Genomic DNA, 17641 nt, shown 5'->3' with positions numbered 1-17641 from the left:
TCGCGTTAGCCCTCAAGACCCGTTCACGCCCGAATGGTTAACCTCGGGCACACCTATGGACGACGCCACCCCATGAGCGGACGCAAAGACACGCACGACCATCACGGACGCACCGAACCGACCCTCGGACGGATCGACGACCTCGACGCACCCGCGCAGGCGCCTGTCGATGACGGCTTGCCGCACATCGTGGTGGACGAGCCGCGCCGTCGCGCCGCCATGCCGCCGCCGCGCTCGCGCGGCCCGCAGCCGCGCAAGCGTGGCTGGCTCATCCCGGTGCTGGTGCTCGTGCTCATCGGCGCGGCCACGGCGCTGTACCTGCAGCAGGATCGCTTGCGCACCATGGTGCCGCGTACCGAGCTCAACGATCTGCTCACCCAGGCCAATCAGGCGCTCCAGGCCGGCAAGCTCGACGGCACCAACGGCGACAGCGCCCGCGAACTCTTCGAAAAGGCCCGTGACCAGCAGCCGGACAGCGATCCGGCCCGCGAGGGACTTCGCCGGGTGGGGCAGGCCGAAGTGGCCAGGGCCGACGCCGCGCTCACGGCCGGCCGTCTCGACGAAGCGGAAGCCGCGCTCAATGTCGCCCGCGAGCTCCTCGGTGGGGGCGCCGACGTGGAGCAACTCGGCCAGCGCCTGTCGAAGGCGCGCAACCCGCAGTCCCAGACCGAAGCCTGGATCGGCCAGGCGCAAGATGCCCTCGCCGCCGGCCGCCTCGACGGCGACGATGGCGCCGGCCCGCTCTTCCGCCGCGCGCTCGACGCCGACAAGGGCAACGCGGTGGCCGCCCGCGGGCTCGACAAGGTCGGCGACGGCCTGGCCGCCCAGGCGCGCCAGGCCATGGCGGCCAACGACAAGGCCAAGGCCAATGCGTTGGTCGACCGCATCGCCATCCTGGTGCCCAACTACGGTGATCTCCCGTCGCTGCGGGCCGCGCTCGCCGAGAGCCGCAAGCAGGACGACCAGGCGGTCGCCGCGCTCGTCCAGCAGGGCAACGATGCCATGCGCGCGGGCCGCTTCACCGGCGACGGCGACGACACGGCTCTGGCCCGTTTCCGCGCCGCGCTCGCGGCCGATCCCGACAACGCCGATGCAAAGGCGGGGCTGGGACAGGTGGCCCAGGCCCTTATCGTCCAGGCCAATGCGGCCATCGACAGCGAAGACGACGACCATGCGGCGCGCCTGCTCGACGAAGCCGCCAAGCTCGCGCCCAAGTCGGCCGAACTGGCCGCGGCGCGGGCGCGTATCGCCGGTGGTGCCGATGTGGGCGCGCGGCGCGCCGCGCCCACGGCATCGCCCGCCGCCCGCGCGAGTGACGGTGGCGACGACACCGCCGAAGCGTCGCTGGCGGTGAGTCCCGAGCAGAAGGCCCGCGTGGCCGACCTCGTGCGTCGTGCCCAGCAGGCCGTCTCGCGTGGCGACATCATGGATCCGCCGGGAGACAGCGCCTACGACCTCTATCGCAACGCGCTCTCCATCGACGGCAACGATCCCACCGCCCGCGCCGGCTTGCAGGCCTTGCCGGCGCAAGTCGAGAAACTCATGACCCAGGCCGTGGCGAGCGGCAATGTCGGTCGCGCCGAAAACCTCTACGCCACGCTGTCCGACCTCGCGCCGGGCGATGCCTCGCAAGGCGACATGCGCCACCGCCTGGGCAGCGCATGGATCGACAACGCCCTGCAACGTGCCTCGCAGGGCGATCGCCAGGGCGCCTTCCAGTCGCTCGACCACGCCCGCCGCTACGTGCCCGACGATCCGCGCCTGCAAAGCACCTACGAACGCATCGCGACGGGACGCTGAGCGCGGCATGACGGTTCTTGTCATCGGCGCCTCCAGCCAGATCGGTCACTTCCTGCTACCCCGGTTGCGCGATGCGGGCATCGACATGCTCCTGCTCAGCCGGAACCCGCCGACCGGCGATCCCTCGTGGATTCGCGGTGGCTTGCCCGACGCGATGCCCGAGTTGCCGCGCCTGGACGCGATCCTCTGCACCGGCCCGCTGAACTGGCTGGCGGCATGGCTCTCCGCGACACACCTCAAGGGACATCCCCACGTGATCGCCACCTCGTCCATGAGCGCGGAGACCAAGCGCCATTCCGACGTGCCGGCCGAGCGCGAGCTGGCGCAGGTGCTGCGCGATGCGGAAACCCTGCTGACCGCCACCTGCGCCTCGCGAGGCATGCCCTGGACGGTGTTCCGGCCCACGCTGGTCTACGGGGCGGGCATGGACCGGAGCCTGACGCCGATGGCGCGGGACGGCGCTCGCCGCCGGATTTTCCCCTTCCCCATGGGCAAGGGGCGGCGGCAGCCCGTGCACGCCGACGATATCGCCCAGGCGATGTTCGCCGCCCTGGGATGCGCGCGGGCCCGTGGCCATATGTTTCCCATCGGCGGCGGCGACCGCTTCACGGCGACCGAGATGTTCCGTCGCGTGCGCCGCAGCGTGGGCGCGATGACCTTGCCCCTTCCGCTGCCGCGCGTCGTCCTTGGCCTGGCGGCGCTGGCATCGCCCCGGATCAAGGGCTCGGTCGGACGGCTCGATAGCGACCTGATCGCCGACAATACCGACCTGGAAAATCTTCTCGGCGTCCATCCGCGGCCCTTTCGCCCCGATCCCTCCACCTGGCGCCGCCCGGGCTGACACGGTCATGTCACCGATCCGCCAGCGTCCGTTCAGATGGACGCCTGCCGCTGCCCCTATCATCCCCGCAGCCCTCTTCTTCCCCAGGATTCTTCCGCGTTGGCCTTCCTGACCCGTCTCGGTGCCCTCCTGCGTAGCGCGTGGCCCTGGCTGCGCATCCCGTTCTGGCTGGTGATGGGGCTGCTGTTCGGCTTCCTGCTGCCTTACACGCTCATCCTCAACGCCCGCCTGCAGGATCGCTTCAACGATCTGGTCTTCGCGGTGCCCACCCGCGTCTACGCGCGCCCGCTGCTGCTCGAGCCGGGGCGGGCGATGACGCCGGCGGCGCTGGAACTGGAACTCACCTTCGCCGGATACACGCCCGAGGGCGGCGGCAAGGTGCAGGGCAGCTACTCGAAGAACGGCTCGCGCTTCGTCATCGCCTCGCACGGTTACGCCGGCCCCGATGGCGGTGAACTGCCGCATCGCATCCGCGTCGCCCTGGGCAACGGCCAGGTCACCTCGGTGGTCGACGACACCAACAACAAGGACATCAAGTCGATCCATCTCGATCCGGCGCGCATCGCCACCTTCTACGGCGCCGAGCAGGAAGAGCGCCGCATCGTGCGCCTGGACAACGTGCCGCCGTTGCTCGTGCAGGGCCTGCAGGCCGTCGAGGACCGCGACTTCAAGAACCACATCGGCCTGGACTTCTCCGCGATCGCCCGCGCCTCGTTCGCCAACCTGCGCGCGGGCCACACGGTGCAGGGCGGCTCCACGCTCACCCAGCAGCTCGTGCGCAATCTCTTCCTCGACCGCAGCCAGAACATGCTGCGAAAGGTGAACGAGGCGATCCTCTCGCTGCTGATGGAAGCGCATTATCCGAAGAGCCGCATCCTCGAGGCTTACGTCAACGAGGTGTTCCTCGGCCAGCAGGGCAACCAGGCGGTGCATGGCTTCGCCGCGGGCGCGGAGTTCTTCTTCGGTCGACGGCTCGAGGATCTCCGCCCGCAGGAAATCGCGTTGCTCATCGGCCTCGTCAAAGGCCCCAGCTATTACGATCCGCGTCGCTATCCCGATCGCGCCTTGTCGCGGCGCAACCTCGTTCTGCAGCAGTTCAACGAGACGGGCCTGCTCGACGACGCGCAGACGAAGGCCGCGCAGGCCTCGCCGCTCGGCATCGCCGCCAACGCGCAGTTGCCGCACAACCGCTTCCCGGCCTTCATGCAGCTCGTGCGCGCGCAGATCACCGCCGACTTCGACGAATCGGCCTTGCGCGACGGCAGCTTCAGCGTGTTCACCACGCTCGATCCCGCCGCGCAGCTCTACACCGAGCAGGCCATCCTCACCACCACCAAGGCGCTGGGCAAGCGCGGGGCGGCCGCGCAGGCCGCCGCCGTGGTCACCGACACCGCCGACGGCAGCGTGCTGGCGATGGTCGGCTCACGCGAGCCGGGCGAGCAGGGCTTCAACCGCGCGCTCGACGCGCGCCGGCCGATCGGCTCGCTGGTCAAGCCGCTGGTCTACCTCGTGGCGCTGGCGCAGCCCTCGAAATGGTCGCTGGCCTCGATCGTCGACGATTCGCCGATCAACATGCGCCAGCCCGACGGCACGCCGTGGACGCCGCAGAACGACGACCGCCAGATCCACGGCCAGGTACCGATGCTCGACGCGCTGGTGCATTCGTGGAACCTCGCCACGGTGAACCTGGGCATGCAGGTGGGCGTGCCGAAGATCAAGGGCTTCCTCGAGTCGTTCGGCCTGCAGAACGTCAATCCCAGCCCGTCGCTGCTGCTGGGCGCGGTGGACCTCTCCCCGTTCCAGGTGGCCCAGCTCTACGAATACATTGCCGCCGACGGCCATGCGCTGCCGCTCGTGGCGGTCCGCGGGGTGGTCGATGCCAAGGGCCAGACCATCAAGCGCTACCAGGTGAAGGGCGGCGAGGGCGAATACCAGACGGCCACGCGTCTCACCACGTGGGCGATGCAGCAGGTGGTCAACAGCGGTACCGCCGCGGCCATCGGCAACTCCGGCCTGTCCTGGTTGCACGCGGCCGGCAAGACCGGCACCAGCGACAGCCAGCGCGACAGCTGGTTCGCCGGATTCACCGGCGAGCACCTGGCCGTCGTCTGGATGGGCCGCGACGACAACAAGCCCACGGGGCTGTACGGCGCCACGGGCAGCATGCGCATCTGGCAGGAACTCTTCCGCAAATTGCCTACCCGGCCGCTGTCGCCTACGCCGGGCGAGGGGCTGGAGATGGCTTTCGTCGATCCGCAGTCGGGTAAGCGTACCGACCCATCCTGCGAGGGCGCGCGGCAGTTCCCCTTTGCGTCGGGATACGTGCCGGAAAGCGAAGAGGGCTGTTTCTGGCAACGAATCAAGGGTATTTTCGGCAGCGGCGACGCGGAACCCGCGCCGGCCGTTCCCAGTAATCCTACGGATTGACCCATGCATCGCCTTCGTTTTTGCGCCATCGCCGCCGTTGCGCTCGTCGCCGCCTGTAGCCAGCCCGCCCCGCCGCAGGCCACCCGTCCCACCCAACCCGCGTACGACATCGTCGCGCAGATCCGCGCCGCTGGCGAACGCGAGAAGTCGGCCATCGAGGTCGCGCCGCTTCGCGACCCGGGCGTGCAGGGTCTGGAACAGTCGGCGATGACCGACGAGCGTGCCGGCAAGTACGACGACGCCGACGCCAAGCTCGTACAGGCGTTGAAGCTCGCGCCCGAGGCGCCGGAACTCATCCAGGACCGCGCCGAAGTCGCGGTGCGCAAGCAGGATTACGCGTCGGCCGAGAAGCTCGCGAAGCAGTCGTTCGAGATGGGCCCGAAGTCGGGCAGCCTGTGCGCGCGCAACTGGCAGACGATCTACGAAATGCGCATGGTCGCCAACGACCAGACCGGCGCGATGGCCGCGCGCTCCGAGTTGGGCAAGTGCCACATCGCGGGGCCCAACCGCTTCTGATCCCTCATCGCGGGCAGGGTCCGCTCCCACCCTTCGGTAGTGGACTTTCCTACCGAAGGGTGGGAGCGGACCCTGTCGGCGATTCGAGGTGCCTTAGCGCTTTCGGATCACCCGGCCGTGCTCGTGCACCGTATCCACCAGCACCTTCACGTTCTCCGGGTCCACCTCCGGCGTGATGCCGTGGCCCAGGTTGAACACGTGCCCCGGGTGGTTGCCGAAGGCATCCAGCACGGCACGCGCTTCACGCCGCACCACGTCCGGTGATGCGCGCAGCACCGACGGATCGAGATTGCCCTGCAACGCCACGCGCGCACCGATGCGGCGGCGCGCTTCGCCGATATCGATCGTCCAGTCCAGCCCCACGCCGTCGCATCCGGTGTCGGCGATGGCTTCGAGGTGCCCGTTGGCGCCCTTTGAAAAGAGGATCACGGGCAGGTCGCGGCTGGCCGCGTCGGCCTTCAATGCCTCGACCACCTGTGCCATGTAGCGGAGCGAGAACTCGCGGAACGACGCGGGGCCGAGCAGGCCGCCCCAGGTGTCGAACACCATCAGCGCCTGCGCGCCCGCATGGGCCTGGGCGATCAGATACGCGGCCACCGAACGCGCGATCGTGTCGAGCAGACGGTGGGCGAGGGCGGGGTCGTTCCAGGCCAGGGCCTTCACCCGCGCGAAATCGCGCGAGCCCTCGCCTTCGACCATGTAGCAGGCGAGCGTCCAGGGGCTGCCGGAGAAGCCGATGAGCGGCACGCGGCCGTCCAGTTCCTTGCGGATCAGGCGCACGGCGTCCATCACGTAACGCAGCTCGCCGTCCATGTCGGGCACCGCAAGGCGTTCGATGGCGGCCGCGTCGCGAACCGGGTGCGCGAAGCGCGGGCCTTCGCCCTGCGCGAACGACAGGCCCAGGCCCATCGCGTCGGGAATGGTGAGGATGTCGGAGAAGAGGATCGCGGCATCGAGCTCGAAGCGTTCGAGCGGTTGCAACGTGACCTCGCAGGCGAACTCGGGGTTCGTCGCCAAACCCATGAAGCTGCCGGCCTTGCTGCGCGTGGCGCGGTATTCCGGCAGGTAACGGCCGGCCTGGCGCATCACCCAGATCGGCGTGGTGTCGGTGGCCTCGCGGCGCAGGGCGCGCAAGAAGCGATCGTTGCGAAGGACGTCAGCGGCCATGCGCGGACTCCTGGCCTTGCGAGAACATCACCTTGAACCCCTTCTTGATCTGCGCGTCGCGTGCCTTGGTGAAGGCGTCCAGGGCCTTGTCCCGTTCGAGGAAAACCTCGCGCTTGAGCATGGTCTTGCCACCCTGCACGCCGCTCTCGCGGTAGAGCGTCCAGCCGCCGAACAGATCCTGCTCGAGGGTGATCTGGACGAACCGGGGGGCTTCGTTCCCGGCTTCGGGCATGGTTTGCAGGTAAATCCGCATCGGGCGATCCGCGCTGGCGCAGGGCCCGCCATTGTAGGGCATTTCCGCGTGCCGTCCGGGCGATAACCGCATGCCTGGCCCTGGGTTCCCGTTCCCGCATGGGTCCGATCGCGCGCCGTATGCTCGTCGCTTCCGGGAGCATGGCAACGGATAAGGTCATGGATTGCCTCACCGTCATCCCGGCGTACGCCGGGATCCAGCCCCGGGCATTCGGTCAGGCGAACGCGTCGCTACGGCTTCTAGGCCTCAAGCACGCCGAGCACGTCGTCGTCCCTCACGCCCGACACGATCTCCGCCCGGCCGATGCCTCGCCACAGGATCAGGCGCAACGTCCCGGCCGTGTTCTTCTTGTCCAGGCGCATCAGGTCGAGCAGGCGGCTGGCGGTATGTACCTTCGACGGCGCCACCGGCAGCCCCAGCCGTTCGAGCAGGGCGATGAGGCGACGCGTATCCGTCTCCGGCGCCATGCCCAGCCGTTCCGACAGACGGGCCGCCAGCACCATGCCGATGGCGACGCCTTCGCCGTGCAGGATCTCGCTGTAGTTGCCTGCCGTTTCCAGCGCGTGGCCGAACGTGTGGCCGAGGTTGAGCAACGCGCGCTCGCCCTGTTCGGTTTCGTCTCGCGCCACCACGCCCGCCTTGTAGCGGCACTTGCGCGCGATGGCCTCCACGAGCACGGCACCCTCGCGGCGTGCGAGCGCGTCCGCGTTCGTCTCCAGCCACTCGAAGAAGGGCAGGTCGCCGATGGCGGCGCCCTTGACGATCTCGGCCACGCCGGCGAGGTATTCGCGCTGGGGCAGGGTCGCGAGCAGGTCGGTGTCGGCCACCACCGCACGCGGCTGGTGGAACGCACCGGCGAGGTTCTTGCCCACGGGCAGGTTCACGCCGGTCTTGCCGCCCACGGAGGAGTCGACCATCGCCAGCAGCGTGGTCGGCACCTGGATGAAATCGATGCCGCGCATCCAGCAGGCCGCGGCGAAACCGGCGAGGTCGCCGACCACGCCGCCGCCCAGGGCGATCACGCAGGCGTCGCGCGTGGCGCCGAGCTGCCCGAGCGCGTCGAGTACCTTGCCGACGTTGGCGAAGGTCTTGTGCGTCTCGCCGTCGTCGAGCAGATACGACGACCAGTGCAGGCCATCGAGCCCCTTCGCCAGGGCGGCGAGATACAGCGGCGCGACGGTGGTGTTGCTCACCACCAGGACATGGCGGCCGCGGATGCGCGCGCGCCAGCGCGCACTGTCCGCCAGCAGGCCGGGGCCGATCCATACGGGGTAGCCGCGTCCGGCCAGTTCGACGTCGACGGTTTGCATCACGAGCGTTTCCAGTGGCGGTCGAGGAGGGCGATGGCGCGCGGAACGGCGTCGTCGACGCCTTCGTGCCGTCCGCGGAAGATCAGGTCCGCGATCTCCTCGTAGAGGTGGTTGCGGGATTCGGCCAGCGATGCCAGGCGGCCGCGGCGGTCGTCGCCTGCGATCATCGGGCGGGTGCCGTCGTGGCGCAGCCGGTCGAGCTGTTCGTCGACCTCGACGCCGAGCATCAGCACGGTACCGCGGGCCACCAGCGCGTCGCGGTTGGCCGGGTCGAGTACCGCGCCGGCACCCGTGGCGAGTACGATGCCCGGGCGGCGGCTGAACTCGTCCAGGTACGCGCGCTCGCGCGAACGGAAACCGGCTTCGCCCTCGCGTTCGAAGATCGTCGCTACCGTATCGCCGTAACGGGTCTCGATTTCCACGTCGAGATCGACGAACGGCAAGCCGTAATGCGCCGCGAGGCGCTGTCCGATCGTGGTCTTGCCGGCCCCCGTGGGGCCGACGAGAAACAGGTTGGGCGAAGGATTCATCGCTCCCATGCTAGCAACAAGCCCGCCTCCGAGATATCACACCATCCTCGTCGCAGGGGCCGGCGATGTCGGCCTGCGCACCGCGCGCCTGCTCGCCGGGCGCGGACATCGCGTGCATGCCCTGCGACGCAGCGACGTCGCGGATGCGGGCGATGGCCTGCGCCGGGTGCGTGGCGACCTTACCCGGCCGGACACATTGCGTGGCCTCCCCGCCGTGGATGCGCTGGTGTTCGCCCCGGCGCCGGACCGGCGCGAGGAGGCGGCCTACCGCGCCCTGTTCGTCGACGGCTTGCGGCATCTGGTCGCGGCGTTGCCCGAGCCACCGAAGCGGACCGTGTTCGTGTCTTCCTCGGCCGTCTACGGCGAGCATGGCGACGGCTGGGTCGACGAGCGCACGCCGACCGACCCGCCAGGTTTCAACGGACGCGTATTGCGGGAGGCTGAAAGCCTTCTCGGCCCCGACGGGGTGGCGGTACGGCTGGCCGGTCTGTACGGCCCGGGGCGCACGCAGTTGTTCGACCGCCTGCGCGAAGGCAAAGCGGGGGTGCCGCGCGGAAAGCGCGTGTACGCCAACCGCATCCACGTGGACGACGCGGCCGCGGCGCTGGCGCACGTGCTTACGTTGGCATCGCCCGCCCCCGTCTACGTCGGGGTGGACGACACGCCGTTGCCGATCGACGTGCTTTACGACCACGTGGCGCGGCTTCTGGGCGCGCCCTTGCCGCCGGATGGACCGGCACCGGCGGGCGTCGGCAGCAAGCGGTTGTCGAATGCCTTGCTGCGGGCAAGCGGGTTTCGGTGCCGGTGGCCGGATGCGCGCGAGGGATATGCCGCGTTGTTGCCGTGATATCGCGACATGAATCGCGGACAGGGTCCGCTCCCACCTTGCGGTAGCAGTCTCACCACCGAAGGGTGGGAGCGGACCCTGTCCGCGATTCATGCGAAGCGGCGACGCGACGGTCCTCGTCCAAAACGAGCAGTAAATCGGCTTTGGGCCCCAGGGTCGCCAACGCATGCCGGCTCAACCGCTCGTAATGCTGCAGGAACCGCGACAACGCATCGGCATCCATCGCCCGCGGCTCGCCCCGTTCGCGCAACGGCCGCTCGGCCTCGTCGCGCCAACGCGCCACGATTTCCCACGATGGCGCCTGCAACACCACCAGCGCATCGAGCCGCCGCCAGATCGACGCATACCCGGCCAGACGCACGTTGACCCAACGCCGCCACGTTCCGTCGCGGTCCTCGTCGCGTTCCAGCGCGTTCACCGGCTCGGCCAACGCGGCGTCGTCCTGCGGATCCAGCCCGAGGCACCATCCTTCCAGCACCACCAGGGAGGGCGGTTCGGCCACCACCGGCCACAGGTGCGCGTCGTCACGGTCGTCGTGGCCCTTGTCGAAGCGTGGCACGGCGACGGGCGACTCGACGGATGCCTTGCCCAGCGCATCGAGCGTGGAGCCGATCAGGGCGAGGTCGTGGGTACCGGGCACGCCGCGTGTGCGCAGCAGCGGATGGACCTCCCGGCCCAGCGTGTCTCGCTCGGCGCGCGTGAGGTAGGCGTCGTCCAGCGACAGGGCCACGGCACCCCAGCCGAGTTCGCCGGCCCGCGCGACGAGGCCGGCCGCCAGCGTGCTCTTGCCGCTGCCCTGCAGGCCGGACACGCCCAGCACGAACGGCGCCCGAGCCCGTCCGGCCGGCGCGACAAAACGTGCGAGGACGGCATCGGCCAGCGTGCTAGCATCGTGGGCTTCCATGGCCGTCAAGCATAGCCCGTCATGCTCACTCCCGAGATCCTCGACACCTTTCGCGGCCTGCTCGACGAAGCGAAGGCCAGCGGCGACCGCGAACCCACGGCGATGAACCTGGCCACCTTCCGGGACGGCCGCGTGCATTCGCGCATCGTGCTGCTCAAGAGCTTCGACGAAAAAGGCCTGCGCTTCTTTACCAACTACGAAAGCGACAAGGCGAGCCAGATCGCCTCGCACGCGCAGGTCGCGCTGTGCTTCCACTGGAAGCAGATCCGCGAGGGCATCCAGGTGCGTTTCGAGGGCCGCGCCACGAAGACCGGCGCGGACGAATCCGATGCGTACTTCGCCAGGCGCCCGCGGGGCAGCCAGATCGGCGCCTGGGCCTCGAAGCAGAGCCAGGCGCTTCCCGACCGGCAGACGTTCGAAGATCGCGTGGCCCATTACGAGAAGGAGTTCGAGGGCCGCGACGTCCCCCGTCCGCCGCACTGGGGCGGTTACCTCGTGGAGCCCGATCGCGTCGAATTCTGGTACGGCGCCACCTTCCGCCTGCACGAACGCATCGTGCACACCGTTGACGGTACAAGCTGGACCTCCCGTCTGCTCTATCCGTGAGGTCGCCATGAGCCGCGCTCAGCCCGTTCAGCACGTTGCGCAGTCCACCGTCACCGTGCATACGCGCGGCCGGTCGCTCGTCGAGGTTACCGACCGTCTGGCCGACGCCATCGCCGCCAGCGGTGTGAACACGGGTATCGCCCATGTCTTCGTGCAGCATACGAGCGCGTCGCTGCTGATCGGCGAGAACGCCGATCCCACCGTGGTGGCCGACCTGGAGCGATTCTTCGCCCGGCTGGTGCCCGATGGCGATCCCTTGTTCCGCCACCGTGACGAAGGCCCCGACGACATGCCGGCCCACGTCCGATCGGTGCTCACCGGCGTATCGATTTCCGTGCCCGTGCATAACGCCCGCCCGCTGCTCGGTACCTGGCAAGGCCTGTTCCTCTACGAGCATCGCCACGAAGCCCACCAGCGCAAGATCACCATCACCGTTTCGGGGCATTGATGCCGGACGCTTATCCGCAACGCATCGTCTGCCTCACCGAAGAGCCGACGGAAATCCTCTACGCGATCGGCGAGGAGCACCGCATCGTCGGCATCTCCGGATTCACCGTGCGGCCGCCTCGTGCGCGCAAGGAAAAGCCTAAGGTATCCGCGTTCACGAGCGCGAAGATCGGCCAGATCCTGGACCTGAAGCCCGATCTCGCGATCGGATTTTCCGACATCCAGGCCGACATCGCGCGCGAGCTCATACGGGCGGGCGTGGAAGTGTGGATCAGCAACCACCGAAGCGTCGAAGGTATCGTCGCGTACATCCGCCGGCTCGGCGCGATGGTGGGCGCGGCGCCGAAAGCGCACGCGCTGGCCGACCTGGCCGAAGCGAACCTCGCCCGCATCGCGACGCTCGCCGCGGCGCTGCCGCGCCGTCCGCGCGTGTATTTCGAGGAATGGGACGAACCGCTCATCACCGGCATCCGCTGGGTGGGTGAATTGGTGCGCATCGCCGGCGGCGATGACGTGTTTCCCGAATTGCTCGAAGAGCCTCTGGCGAAACAGCGCATCCTCGCCGATCCCCTGGAAGTGGTGCGCCGCTCGCCCGATATCGTGCTGGGTTCGTGGTGCGGCAAGCGGTTTCGCCCGGAGCACGTGGCGGCGCGACCGGGTTGGGCCGACGTGCCCGCCGTGCGCGACGGCGAACTGCACGAAATCAAGTCGCCCCTGATTCTCCAGCCGGGGCCGGCGGCGTTGTTCGACGGGGTCGAGGAGATCCACCGCGTGATCTCTTGCTGGGCACGAGCCAGGGCCTGACGGGCTTCGTCGTAGCGCCATTCGCCGATACGACCGGCCGCCCCCCTGCGGTCGCGGAGGGGGCGGAATCCCGCCGTCGCACCGTCAGTCGGGCATCGCGATCCAGCGGCCGTGGCGACGCACTTCGAGCGCGTGGAAACGGCGCTTGTAATCCATCTTGGGATGGTTGGCGATCCAGAAACCGAGGTAGAGGTAGGGGATGCCGCGACGCCTGGCCAGGTCCACCTGCTGGAGAACGCCGAAGGTGCCGATGCTGCGCGCCGATTCGTCGGGGTCGAAGAAGGTATAGACCGCCGAGACGCCGGCCAGCAACACGTCGGTGACGGCCACGCCCAGCAGGCGATCGCCCCGGCGAAATTCCATGAACAGCGTCGGGCTCCACGGCGCGCTCAGGAACCGCTGGAAATCGTCGGCGTCGGCCGAATCCATGCCGCCGCCGCTGTGCCGCGCCTGGAGATAGCGTTCGTACAGCGCATGCCGTTCGTGCGTGAAACCCGGTATCGCCTCTGTGACCGTCAGGTCGGCGTTGCGCTTCAGGCAGCGCTGCTGCGTACGGTTGGGCTCGAATCGCTCCACGTCGATGCGACAGGGTACGCAGGCCTGGCAGCCGTTGCATTGCGGCAGGTAAAGGTGGCCTCCCGCGCGACGGAACCCTTTGGACAGGGCGGGGCCGTACAGGCGGTCGAGGTGCGGCGCGCCGGGATCGACGACGAGATTCTGCGCCGTCCGCTCGGCGTAGTAGCCGCAGGTGTGCGGCAAGGTCTGGAAGAGGCGGACGCGGTCGGTCATGGAGTCATCTTATAGCGCTCCGCGAAAGCCGATGTCACCGCGTCGCGCGCCTCAGGCGGCCGGATTCCGCGCCGACATCAGTTCGATGAGCACGCGCAGGCCCCGCGCCGAATCCAGGTGCTGGCGAGACCAGGGGCGCGAACGCCCGCGCACGGTTTCCTGCCAGGCGGCGAAACTCTGCCGTGGCGACAGGCGCGCGCCGGGAATGGTCTCCAGTTTGGCGAGCGACGGATTGCCGCCCCAGCGGACTTGGCGGACCTGCTCCGTTCGCGTCCACATCAGCGCCGCCGTCGTCGTGCCCGACTCCAGGGGCATGTAGATGATGCCGGCGGCGGTCCCGGTGGCGGCGGGATCGTCCAGCCCGGGGAATCGCTCGCCGAGGCTGTCGGTGTGCAGCACTCCCACCACGCCATCGTTGCCGGTGAGCTCTTCGCCGCCGACCGCGCGACGAATGCGCAGCAAGGTGGCTTCATCCGGCAGGATGCCATGCCGGATCACGCGTGGACCGACGAACACGGCGACGCCATCGGCGTCCACCACGTCGAGCAGTTCGGGCGCCAGCGAGGCGAGCAGGTCCGGATCGACGCGCTCGCTCTCGTTGAACGCGGTGATGAGTTTCTCGCGCACCGTGAGCAGGGTGCTTTCGATTTCGATGTGGTCGAGTTCTTCGACGGCGGCCACGCGCGCGGCGAACGAGCGCGCCATGGCGTCGGCGACCTCGCGCATCTGGTGGTCGGCGAAGAACGGGCTGTAGTGGTGGCAGGAGATCAGGCCCCACAGGCGGCCGCCGGTGATGATGGAGGCCACCAGCGTGCCGGTGACGCCCATGTTGCCGAGGTATTCCAGGTGCACCGGCGAGACGCTGCGCAACGACACGTCGGAGAGATCGGTGGCTTCGCCCGTCTGCGGATCGTAGGCGGGCAGGATGCGCGACGGCACGTACTTGCAGTCGCTGATCTGTCGCACGCGGTTGCGCAGGTAAAGGGCGCGGGCCTGCGCCGGGATATCGGTATGCGGGTAGTGCAGGCCGAGATAGGCCTCGAGATCGTCGCGGCGTGCCTCGGCCACCACTTCGCCGTTCCACTCGTGGTCGAAGCGGTAGACCATGATCCGGTCGTAGCCGAGCACGTTGCGCAGGCTGCGCGCCATGCGGGCCGCGGCGCGTTCGACGGTGGGGTCGTTTTCGAGCTTGCGGGCCAGCTCGTAGGCGACGCGGATCGGGTCGTCCTCGAAATAGGCTTCGCGCGGCTCGATCTCGACCATCCACCGTGTGTCGTAGGCATGCACGCAGGCGTACCAGTCGGCATCGTGCGTACAGGTGGGAAACCCCACCCGTACCCAGGCGCTGTGCGCGGGCCGTTCGTCGTCGTCGAACAGGTCCGCCGGCAGCGTCAATACGTCGTCCAGGGGGGCGTCGAGCAGGGTGCCGATGTTCGTGCCGAAGAGTTCGGGCGCGTTCTCGCTGGCCTGGACGATCGACCGCGTTGCCGCGTCCACGACCAGAAGTACGCCATGGGGTTGGATCGAGCCGGGAATGTGGATCGGTTCGCGATCGCAGGCGGTGAGGTCGGGCAGCTCAGACATGGGCGGCAGGATCCTGTAGCGCTTGTCGAAAGCGCGCGAACATGTGATGGGCGCCTTCCACGGCATGATGCCGGGCGTCGTCGTCCTTCAGTTCGGCGTCGAGGAGGGACTGGAAGCGGCGCCAGCGGGCAGGTGTGGTTTCGCCCAAGGCGTAGTAGCGGTGAGGATGCGCGGGGAAGCGTTCGCGCAGGTGCTTGACGATGAGACGGGCGCCGAGGGTGGAGCCTTCGACGACGTAGAGTTCGCCCCAGAAGGTGGCTTCGGATGGCTCGGTTCGCGGGAATCGCGGATAGGATCCGCTGCCATCCTCCGGTAGGGGGTGGGAGCGGATGCCGTCCGCGAAGGGACTTGCGGCAAGATCCATGTCGAGCGGAGCCAAGCGCGACGTGTAGAGCCAGCGAGACGAAATGCCGTCGAGCCAACCGGCCCGCTCATGCTCCCACGCCCGAAACAACCCCCACTGCGCCGCCAGCAATGCCTCATAGCCGGCCTCGTCCATCCGCCCATCCATCAACCGCCGCATACCCTCGGCGGCTTCGACCGCCTCGTGCGCGTCGCGCGTGCGTTCGCGCAGGATCCGGTGGGCAGGCGTGGACGCGGCATCGCCGTCCATTCAGAGAACCTGGGTGGCCTTCAGCACCGCCACCACCGCCACGCCGGCGACGATCGCGAGCACCATCAGCCGCACGCGCGCCGCGGTGCGCTGCGCGGGCGGCTGCAAGCCCGGATTGCGGTGGACGCGGAGTTCTTCCTGGAAGCGCACCACCGGCTCGATGCCGATGTCCTTCAGCAGGGCGCGGGCCTTCGGGAAGTCGTCGGCGCTCTTGACCCACACCTGGGGCCACGACTCGCGGTTGTCGTTGCGCTGCGAGTAGCTGAACCGCTGGTAGGACGAGCGGTTCCAGTTCGACCGGTTGGTGACCGTGGTCTCCACGTCGTGCTCGGCGAGGAGGGCCACGATCCGGTCGATGTTGTCGTGGCGGGGCGAGGTATAGATCTGGCGCATGCCCCCAATTCTACGGGATTCCCCGGTCCCGGGGCGCCAGCACGCCCTTCACGTCGTCCAGGTGCCCGTCGTTGGGCAGGGCGGGGATGCCCAGCAGGTGCATGAGCAGGGGGTAGACGTCGACGTTGGGAAACGGCGCCACGGTGACGCCCCGGGCGATATCCGGCCCGTGCGCCACGAACAGCGCGCGCATGGTCGGATCGAGGTTGTCGTAGCCGTGCTCGCCGAGCGACATCGGGTCCTTGCGCTGGGCCAGCACCTCGTGGCTGATGATCGCCCAGCCGGTATCCGCCAGGCACAGGAACGCCGGCACGCGGCGGTGGGTGCCGTAGTCGAGCCGCTTGGGCAGGTCTTCGCGGCGGTAGCACTTCATGTGCTCATGCGGGCCGAGCAGGCGGGCCACGGCACGGGTGTCGTCGTGGCCGGGCTTGGGATCGAACGTGGCCATCACGCCGTAGGACACCGGCTCCAGGTCGTCAAGGTCGGTTTCCTGGTCGGCGAACACGATGTTGCCCTTGGGCACGTAGGCCATGCCGTGGTCGGACAGCACCACGATGTTCATCCGATCGTAGAGGCCCCGGCGACGAAGCCCGGCGACCAGGTAACCCAGGGCGTCGTCCACCTCCCGCAATGCCGCGTTCACTTCCGGCGAATCGGGGCCGTACTCGTGCCCGGCGTGGTCCACGGCGTCGAAATACAGCGTGTCGAAGACGGGCGTGGCGCCTGGCTCGTCGATCCAGGAGAGCAGCTTGTCCACGCGCTGGCGCGAGGTGAGCGAATCGTCGAACGGAATCCAGCGATCCGGCCGGACGCCATGGATCTTCGCTTCGGTGCCCGGCCAGAACATCGTGGCCGTGTGCAGGCCGTGCTTCTGCACCGTTACCCAGATCGGCTCGGCATCGGCCCACCAGCGGCCGTCGCTGGTGGCATCGTGCCGGGACAGGCTGAACTTGCCCAGCACCGGGTCGCGCATCGTGTTGTTCACGATGCCGTTGCGGTCGGGCACGCGGCCGGTGACCAGCGTGTAGTGGTTGGGAAAGGTCAGCGAGGGAAACGACGGCAGCATATAGGGCGCGTGGGCGCCGTCGTCGGCCAAGGCATCGAGGTTGGGCGTGAGGCCGCGCTCGCGGTAATCGGGCCGGAAAGCATCGATCGAGACGAGCAACACGGGATGCGGCAGGGTGGCGGGGCGGGGCGGCTGCTGGGCGCAACCGGCGAACAGGCCGATCAGCCATACGGCGGCGAGGCGCCACCGAAAGGAAAACGCAGGATTCATGTAGGGAAACGTAATCTGGGGACAGTCCCTGAAATGATGGACCAGGACGATGACCAATTCATCACGCAAGAAATTTCTGTTCCTGCTCGCCGCCGCGCTTCCCGCCCTGGCGCTCGCGCAGGCACAGCCCCAACAACCCTCCCGCCCCGCCGGGCAGCCCCAGCGGCCGGCCTACACGGCGCCATCGTCGGCGCAGCAAGACTGGCAGCGCGCGGTGGATCGCTCCCGGGTGCAGAGCCAGCAACGCCAGAACGCGGTGCAGCAGCAGTTGCAGCAGGACAACGTCAACCGGCAGATGAACGCGACCACCGATCCGGCCCTGCGCAGCCAGCTCGACAACGCCAATCGCACCCAGCAGAACCTCTACCGCGCCAAGCAGGACGACGAGGTCAAACGGTACAACGATCGCCACCCGGGGCAGCCGCCCCCGCCGGCCGGCACGTCGAGCACCGGCCGCTGATTGCTGCATCGCGTATGGCGGCGCGTGAAGGCCGCCGCCCATAATCGGCGCTTTCCCGCATTGACGGAGCTCCC

19 protein-coding genes are annotated in these 17641 nt (G+C 68.7%); 9 read left to right on the top strand and 10 right to left on the bottom strand.

All coding sequences use genetic code 11. From position 1 onward, the window contains the following. Positions 1-72: 72 nt before the first annotated feature. The 4 genes from L2Y94_RS16185 to L2Y94_RS16170 all read left to right on the top strand — a co-directional run bounded on the left by L2Y94_RS16185 (position 73) and on the right by L2Y94_RS16170 (position 5584). Entirely contained in the window at positions 73-1800 is a 1728-nt protein-coding gene (locus tag L2Y94_RS16185; RefSeq protein WP_247369096.1) for a hypothetical protein, read from the top strand. Positions 1801-1807: 7 nt separating this feature from the next. Continuing rightward, positions 1808-2641, top strand: a complete 834-nt coding sequence (locus tag L2Y94_RS16180) for an SDR family oxidoreductase (RefSeq protein ID WP_247369093.1) — start codon at positions 1808-1810, stop codon at positions 2639-2641. A 99-nt stretch (positions 2642-2740) separates the two neighbouring features. Further along, the gene (gene mrcB / locus L2Y94_RS16175; RefSeq protein ID WP_247369090.1) at positions 2741-5068 is read left to right on the top strand and encodes a penicillin-binding protein 1B; all 2328 of its coding nucleotides are present in this window, start codon (positions 2741-2743) and stop codon (positions 5066-5068) included. 3 nt (positions 5069-5071) lie between these two features. Beyond that, positions 5072-5584 carry a tetratricopeptide repeat protein gene (locus tag L2Y94_RS16170; protein ID WP_247369088.1) on the top strand — a complete coding sequence of 171 codons (513 nt, stop codon included), beginning with the start codon at positions 5072-5074 and terminating at the stop codon, positions 5582-5584. A gap of 93 nt (positions 5585-5677) precedes the next feature. Here the strand turns inward: L2Y94_RS16170 and hemE are convergent, their stop codons facing one another. The 4 genes from hemE to L2Y94_RS16150 all read right to left on the bottom strand — a co-directional run bounded on the left by hemE (position 5678) and on the right by L2Y94_RS16150 (position 8844). Next, the gene (hemE, locus tag L2Y94_RS16165) at positions 5678-6751 is read right to left on the bottom strand and encodes a uroporphyrinogen decarboxylase (RefSeq protein ID WP_247369085.1); all 1074 of its coding nucleotides are present in this window, start codon (positions 6749-6751) and stop codon (positions 5678-5680) included. Next, positions 6741-7004: a WGR domain-containing protein gene (locus tag L2Y94_RS16160; RefSeq protein WP_144909591.1), complete on the bottom strand. Its 264-nt coding sequence runs from the start codon at positions 7002-7004 to the stop codon at positions 6741-6743. The genes hemE and L2Y94_RS16160 overlap by 11 nt, the downstream gene beginning before the upstream one ends. Before the next feature lie 239 nt (positions 7005-7243). After that, positions 7244-8314 carry a 3-dehydroquinate synthase gene (gene aroB / locus L2Y94_RS16155; protein WP_247369069.1) on the bottom strand — a complete coding sequence of 357 codons (1071 nt, stop codon included), beginning with the start codon at positions 8312-8314 and terminating at the stop codon, positions 7244-7246. Beyond that, positions 8314-8844, bottom strand: coding sequence for a shikimate kinase (locus L2Y94_RS16150; RefSeq protein ID WP_247369067.1), 531 nt, complete (start codon positions 8842-8844; stop codon positions 8314-8316). Before L2Y94_RS16150 ends, aroB begins: the two co-directional genes overlap by 1 nt. Positions 8845-8851: 7 nt before the next feature. Here L2Y94_RS16150 and L2Y94_RS16145 point away from each other — a divergent pair, with 7 nt between their 5' ends. Continuing rightward, entirely contained in the window at positions 8852-9691 is an 840-nt protein-coding gene (locus L2Y94_RS16145; RefSeq protein ID WP_247369064.1) for an NAD-dependent epimerase/dehydratase family protein, read from the top strand. A gap of 52 nt (positions 9692-9743) precedes the next feature. On the opposite strand, the gene L2Y94_RS16140 is transcribed toward L2Y94_RS16145, so the two are convergent. Next, a complete protein-coding gene (locus tag L2Y94_RS16140) occupies positions 9744-10595 on the bottom strand; it encodes a kinase (RefSeq protein ID WP_247369061.1) in 852 nt (283 codons plus the stop codon). Positions 10596-10616: 21 nt separating this feature from the next. Between L2Y94_RS16140 and pdxH the strand changes: the two genes are divergently transcribed. From pdxH to L2Y94_RS16125, 3 genes are read left to right on the top strand one after another with little or no spacing between them, the layout of a single operon-like run. After that, positions 10617-11201, top strand: a complete 585-nt coding sequence (gene pdxH / locus L2Y94_RS16135; protein WP_247369058.1) for a pyridoxamine 5'-phosphate oxidase — start codon at positions 10617-10619, stop codon at positions 11199-11201. Positions 11202-11208: 7 nt separating this feature from the next. Then, positions 11209-11649 (top strand): secondary thiamine-phosphate synthase enzyme YjbQ, encoded by a 441-nt coding sequence (locus L2Y94_RS16130; protein WP_247369055.1) that lies wholly within the window; start codon positions 11209-11211, stop codon positions 11647-11649. Then, on the top strand, positions 11649-12452 hold the full coding sequence (locus L2Y94_RS16125; RefSeq protein WP_247369008.1) for an ABC transporter substrate-binding protein: 804 nt from the start codon (positions 11649-11651) through the stop codon (positions 12450-12452). Before L2Y94_RS16130 ends, L2Y94_RS16125 begins: the two co-directional genes overlap by 1 nt. A gap of 84 nt (positions 12453-12536) precedes the next feature. Here the strand turns inward: L2Y94_RS16125 and L2Y94_RS16120 are convergent, their stop codons facing one another. From L2Y94_RS16120 to L2Y94_RS16100, 5 genes are read right to left on the bottom strand one after another with little or no spacing between them, the layout of a single operon-like run. After that, complete coding sequence (locus L2Y94_RS16120; protein WP_247369006.1) at positions 12537-13241, bottom strand: arginyltransferase; 705 nt, start codon at positions 13239-13241, stop codon at positions 12537-12539. A 51-nt stretch (positions 13242-13292) separates the two neighbouring features. Further along, positions 13293-14825 carry a GAF domain-containing protein gene (locus L2Y94_RS16115; RefSeq protein WP_247369003.1) on the bottom strand — a complete coding sequence of 511 codons (1533 nt, stop codon included), beginning with the start codon at positions 14823-14825 and terminating at the stop codon, positions 13293-13295. Beyond that, positions 14818-15438 carry a biliverdin-producing heme oxygenase gene (locus tag L2Y94_RS16110; protein WP_247369001.1) on the bottom strand — a complete coding sequence of 207 codons (621 nt, stop codon included), beginning with the start codon at positions 15436-15438 and terminating at the stop codon, positions 14818-14820. The genes L2Y94_RS16115 and L2Y94_RS16110 overlap by 8 nt, the downstream gene beginning before the upstream one ends. Continuing rightward, on the bottom strand, positions 15439-15831 hold the full coding sequence (locus tag L2Y94_RS16105; RefSeq protein ID WP_247368998.1) for a DUF2007 domain-containing protein: 393 nt from the start codon (positions 15829-15831) through the stop codon (positions 15439-15441). A gap of 10 nt (positions 15832-15841) precedes the next feature. Continuing rightward, positions 15842-17107, bottom strand: a complete 1266-nt coding sequence (locus L2Y94_RS16100; RefSeq protein ID WP_247368995.1) for an alkaline phosphatase family protein — start codon at positions 17105-17107, stop codon at positions 15842-15844. A 49-nt stretch (positions 17108-17156) separates the two neighbouring features. On the opposite strand from L2Y94_RS16100, the gene L2Y94_RS16095 reads away from it, so the two are divergent. Continuing rightward, positions 17157-17567, top strand: coding sequence for a hypothetical protein (locus tag L2Y94_RS16095; RefSeq protein ID WP_247368993.1), 411 nt, complete (start codon positions 17157-17159; stop codon positions 17565-17567). The last annotated feature ends 74 nt before the right edge of the window (positions 17568-17641 follow it).

Origin of the sequence: Luteibacter aegosomatis (genome assembly GCF_023078455.1) — a bacterium.
GTDB classification, from domain to species: domain Bacteria; phylum Pseudomonadota; class Gammaproteobacteria; order Xanthomonadales; family Rhodanobacteraceae; genus Luteibacter; species Luteibacter aegosomatis.
This window is presented reverse-complemented; position numbering and strand designations above follow the sequence as displayed.

What these genes read in the sequence shown, in the direction of transcription:
- L2Y94_RS16105 (WP_247368998.1), bottom strand. Translation starts at nt 15,831, where the DNA reads ATGCGCCAGATCTATACCTCGCCCCGCCACGACAACATCGACCGGATC.
- L2Y94_RS16185 (WP_247369096.1), top strand. Translation starts at nt 73, where the DNA reads ATGAGCGGACGCAAAGACACGCACGACCATCACGGACGCACCGAACCG.
- L2Y94_RS16115 (WP_247369003.1), bottom strand. Translation starts at nt 14,825, where the DNA reads ATGTCTGAGCTGCCCGACCTCACCGCCTGCGATCGCGAACCGATCCAC.
- hemE (WP_247369085.1), bottom strand. Translation starts at nt 6,751, where the DNA reads ATGGCCGCTGACGTCCTTCGCAACGATCGCTTCTTGCGCGCCCTGCGC.
- L2Y94_RS16145 (WP_247369064.1), top strand. Translation starts at nt 8,852, where the DNA reads ATGCTAGCAACAAGCCCGCCTCCGAGATATCACACCATCCTCGTCGCA.
- L2Y94_RS16180 (WP_247369093.1), top strand. Translation starts at nt 1,808, where the DNA reads ATGACGGTTCTTGTCATCGGCGCCTCCAGCCAGATCGGTCACTTCCTG.
- L2Y94_RS16125 (WP_247369008.1), top strand. Translation starts at nt 11,649, where the DNA reads ATGCCGGACGCTTATCCGCAACGCATCGTCTGCCTCACCGAAGAGCCG.
- pdxH (WP_247369058.1), top strand. Translation starts at nt 10,617, where the DNA reads ATGCTCACTCCCGAGATCCTCGACACCTTTCGCGGCCTGCTCGACGAA.
- L2Y94_RS16160 (WP_144909591.1), bottom strand. Translation starts at nt 7,004, where the DNA reads ATGCGGATTTACCTGCAAACCATGCCCGAAGCCGGGAACGAAGCCCCC.
- L2Y94_RS16095 (WP_247368993.1), top strand. Translation starts at nt 17,157, where the DNA reads ATGACCAATTCATCACGCAAGAAATTTCTGTTCCTGCTCGCCGCCGCG.
- L2Y94_RS16110 (WP_247369001.1), bottom strand. Translation starts at nt 15,438, where the DNA reads ATGGACGGCGATGCCGCGTCCACGCCTGCCCACCGGATCCTGCGCGAA.
- L2Y94_RS16100 (WP_247368995.1), bottom strand. Translation starts at nt 17,107, where the DNA reads ATGAATCCTGCGTTTTCCTTTCGGTGGCGCCTCGCCGCCGTATGGCTG.
- L2Y94_RS16130 (WP_247369055.1), top strand. Translation starts at nt 11,209, where the DNA reads ATGAGCCGCGCTCAGCCCGTTCAGCACGTTGCGCAGTCCACCGTCACC.
- L2Y94_RS16170 (WP_247369088.1), top strand. Translation starts at nt 5,072, where the DNA reads ATGCATCGCCTTCGTTTTTGCGCCATCGCCGCCGTTGCGCTCGTCGCC.
- L2Y94_RS16140 (WP_247369061.1), bottom strand. Translation starts at nt 10,595, where the DNA reads ATGGAAGCCCACGATGCTAGCACGCTGGCCGATGCCGTCCTCGCACGT.
- L2Y94_RS16150 (WP_247369067.1), bottom strand. Translation starts at nt 8,844, where the DNA reads ATGAATCCTTCGCCCAACCTGTTTCTCGTCGGCCCCACGGGGGCCGGC.
- aroB (WP_247369069.1), bottom strand. Translation starts at nt 8,314, where the DNA reads ATGCAAACCGTCGACGTCGAACTGGCCGGACGCGGCTACCCCGTATGG.
- L2Y94_RS16120 (WP_247369006.1), bottom strand. Translation starts at nt 13,241, where the DNA reads ATGACCGACCGCGTCCGCCTCTTCCAGACCTTGCCGCACACCTGCGGC.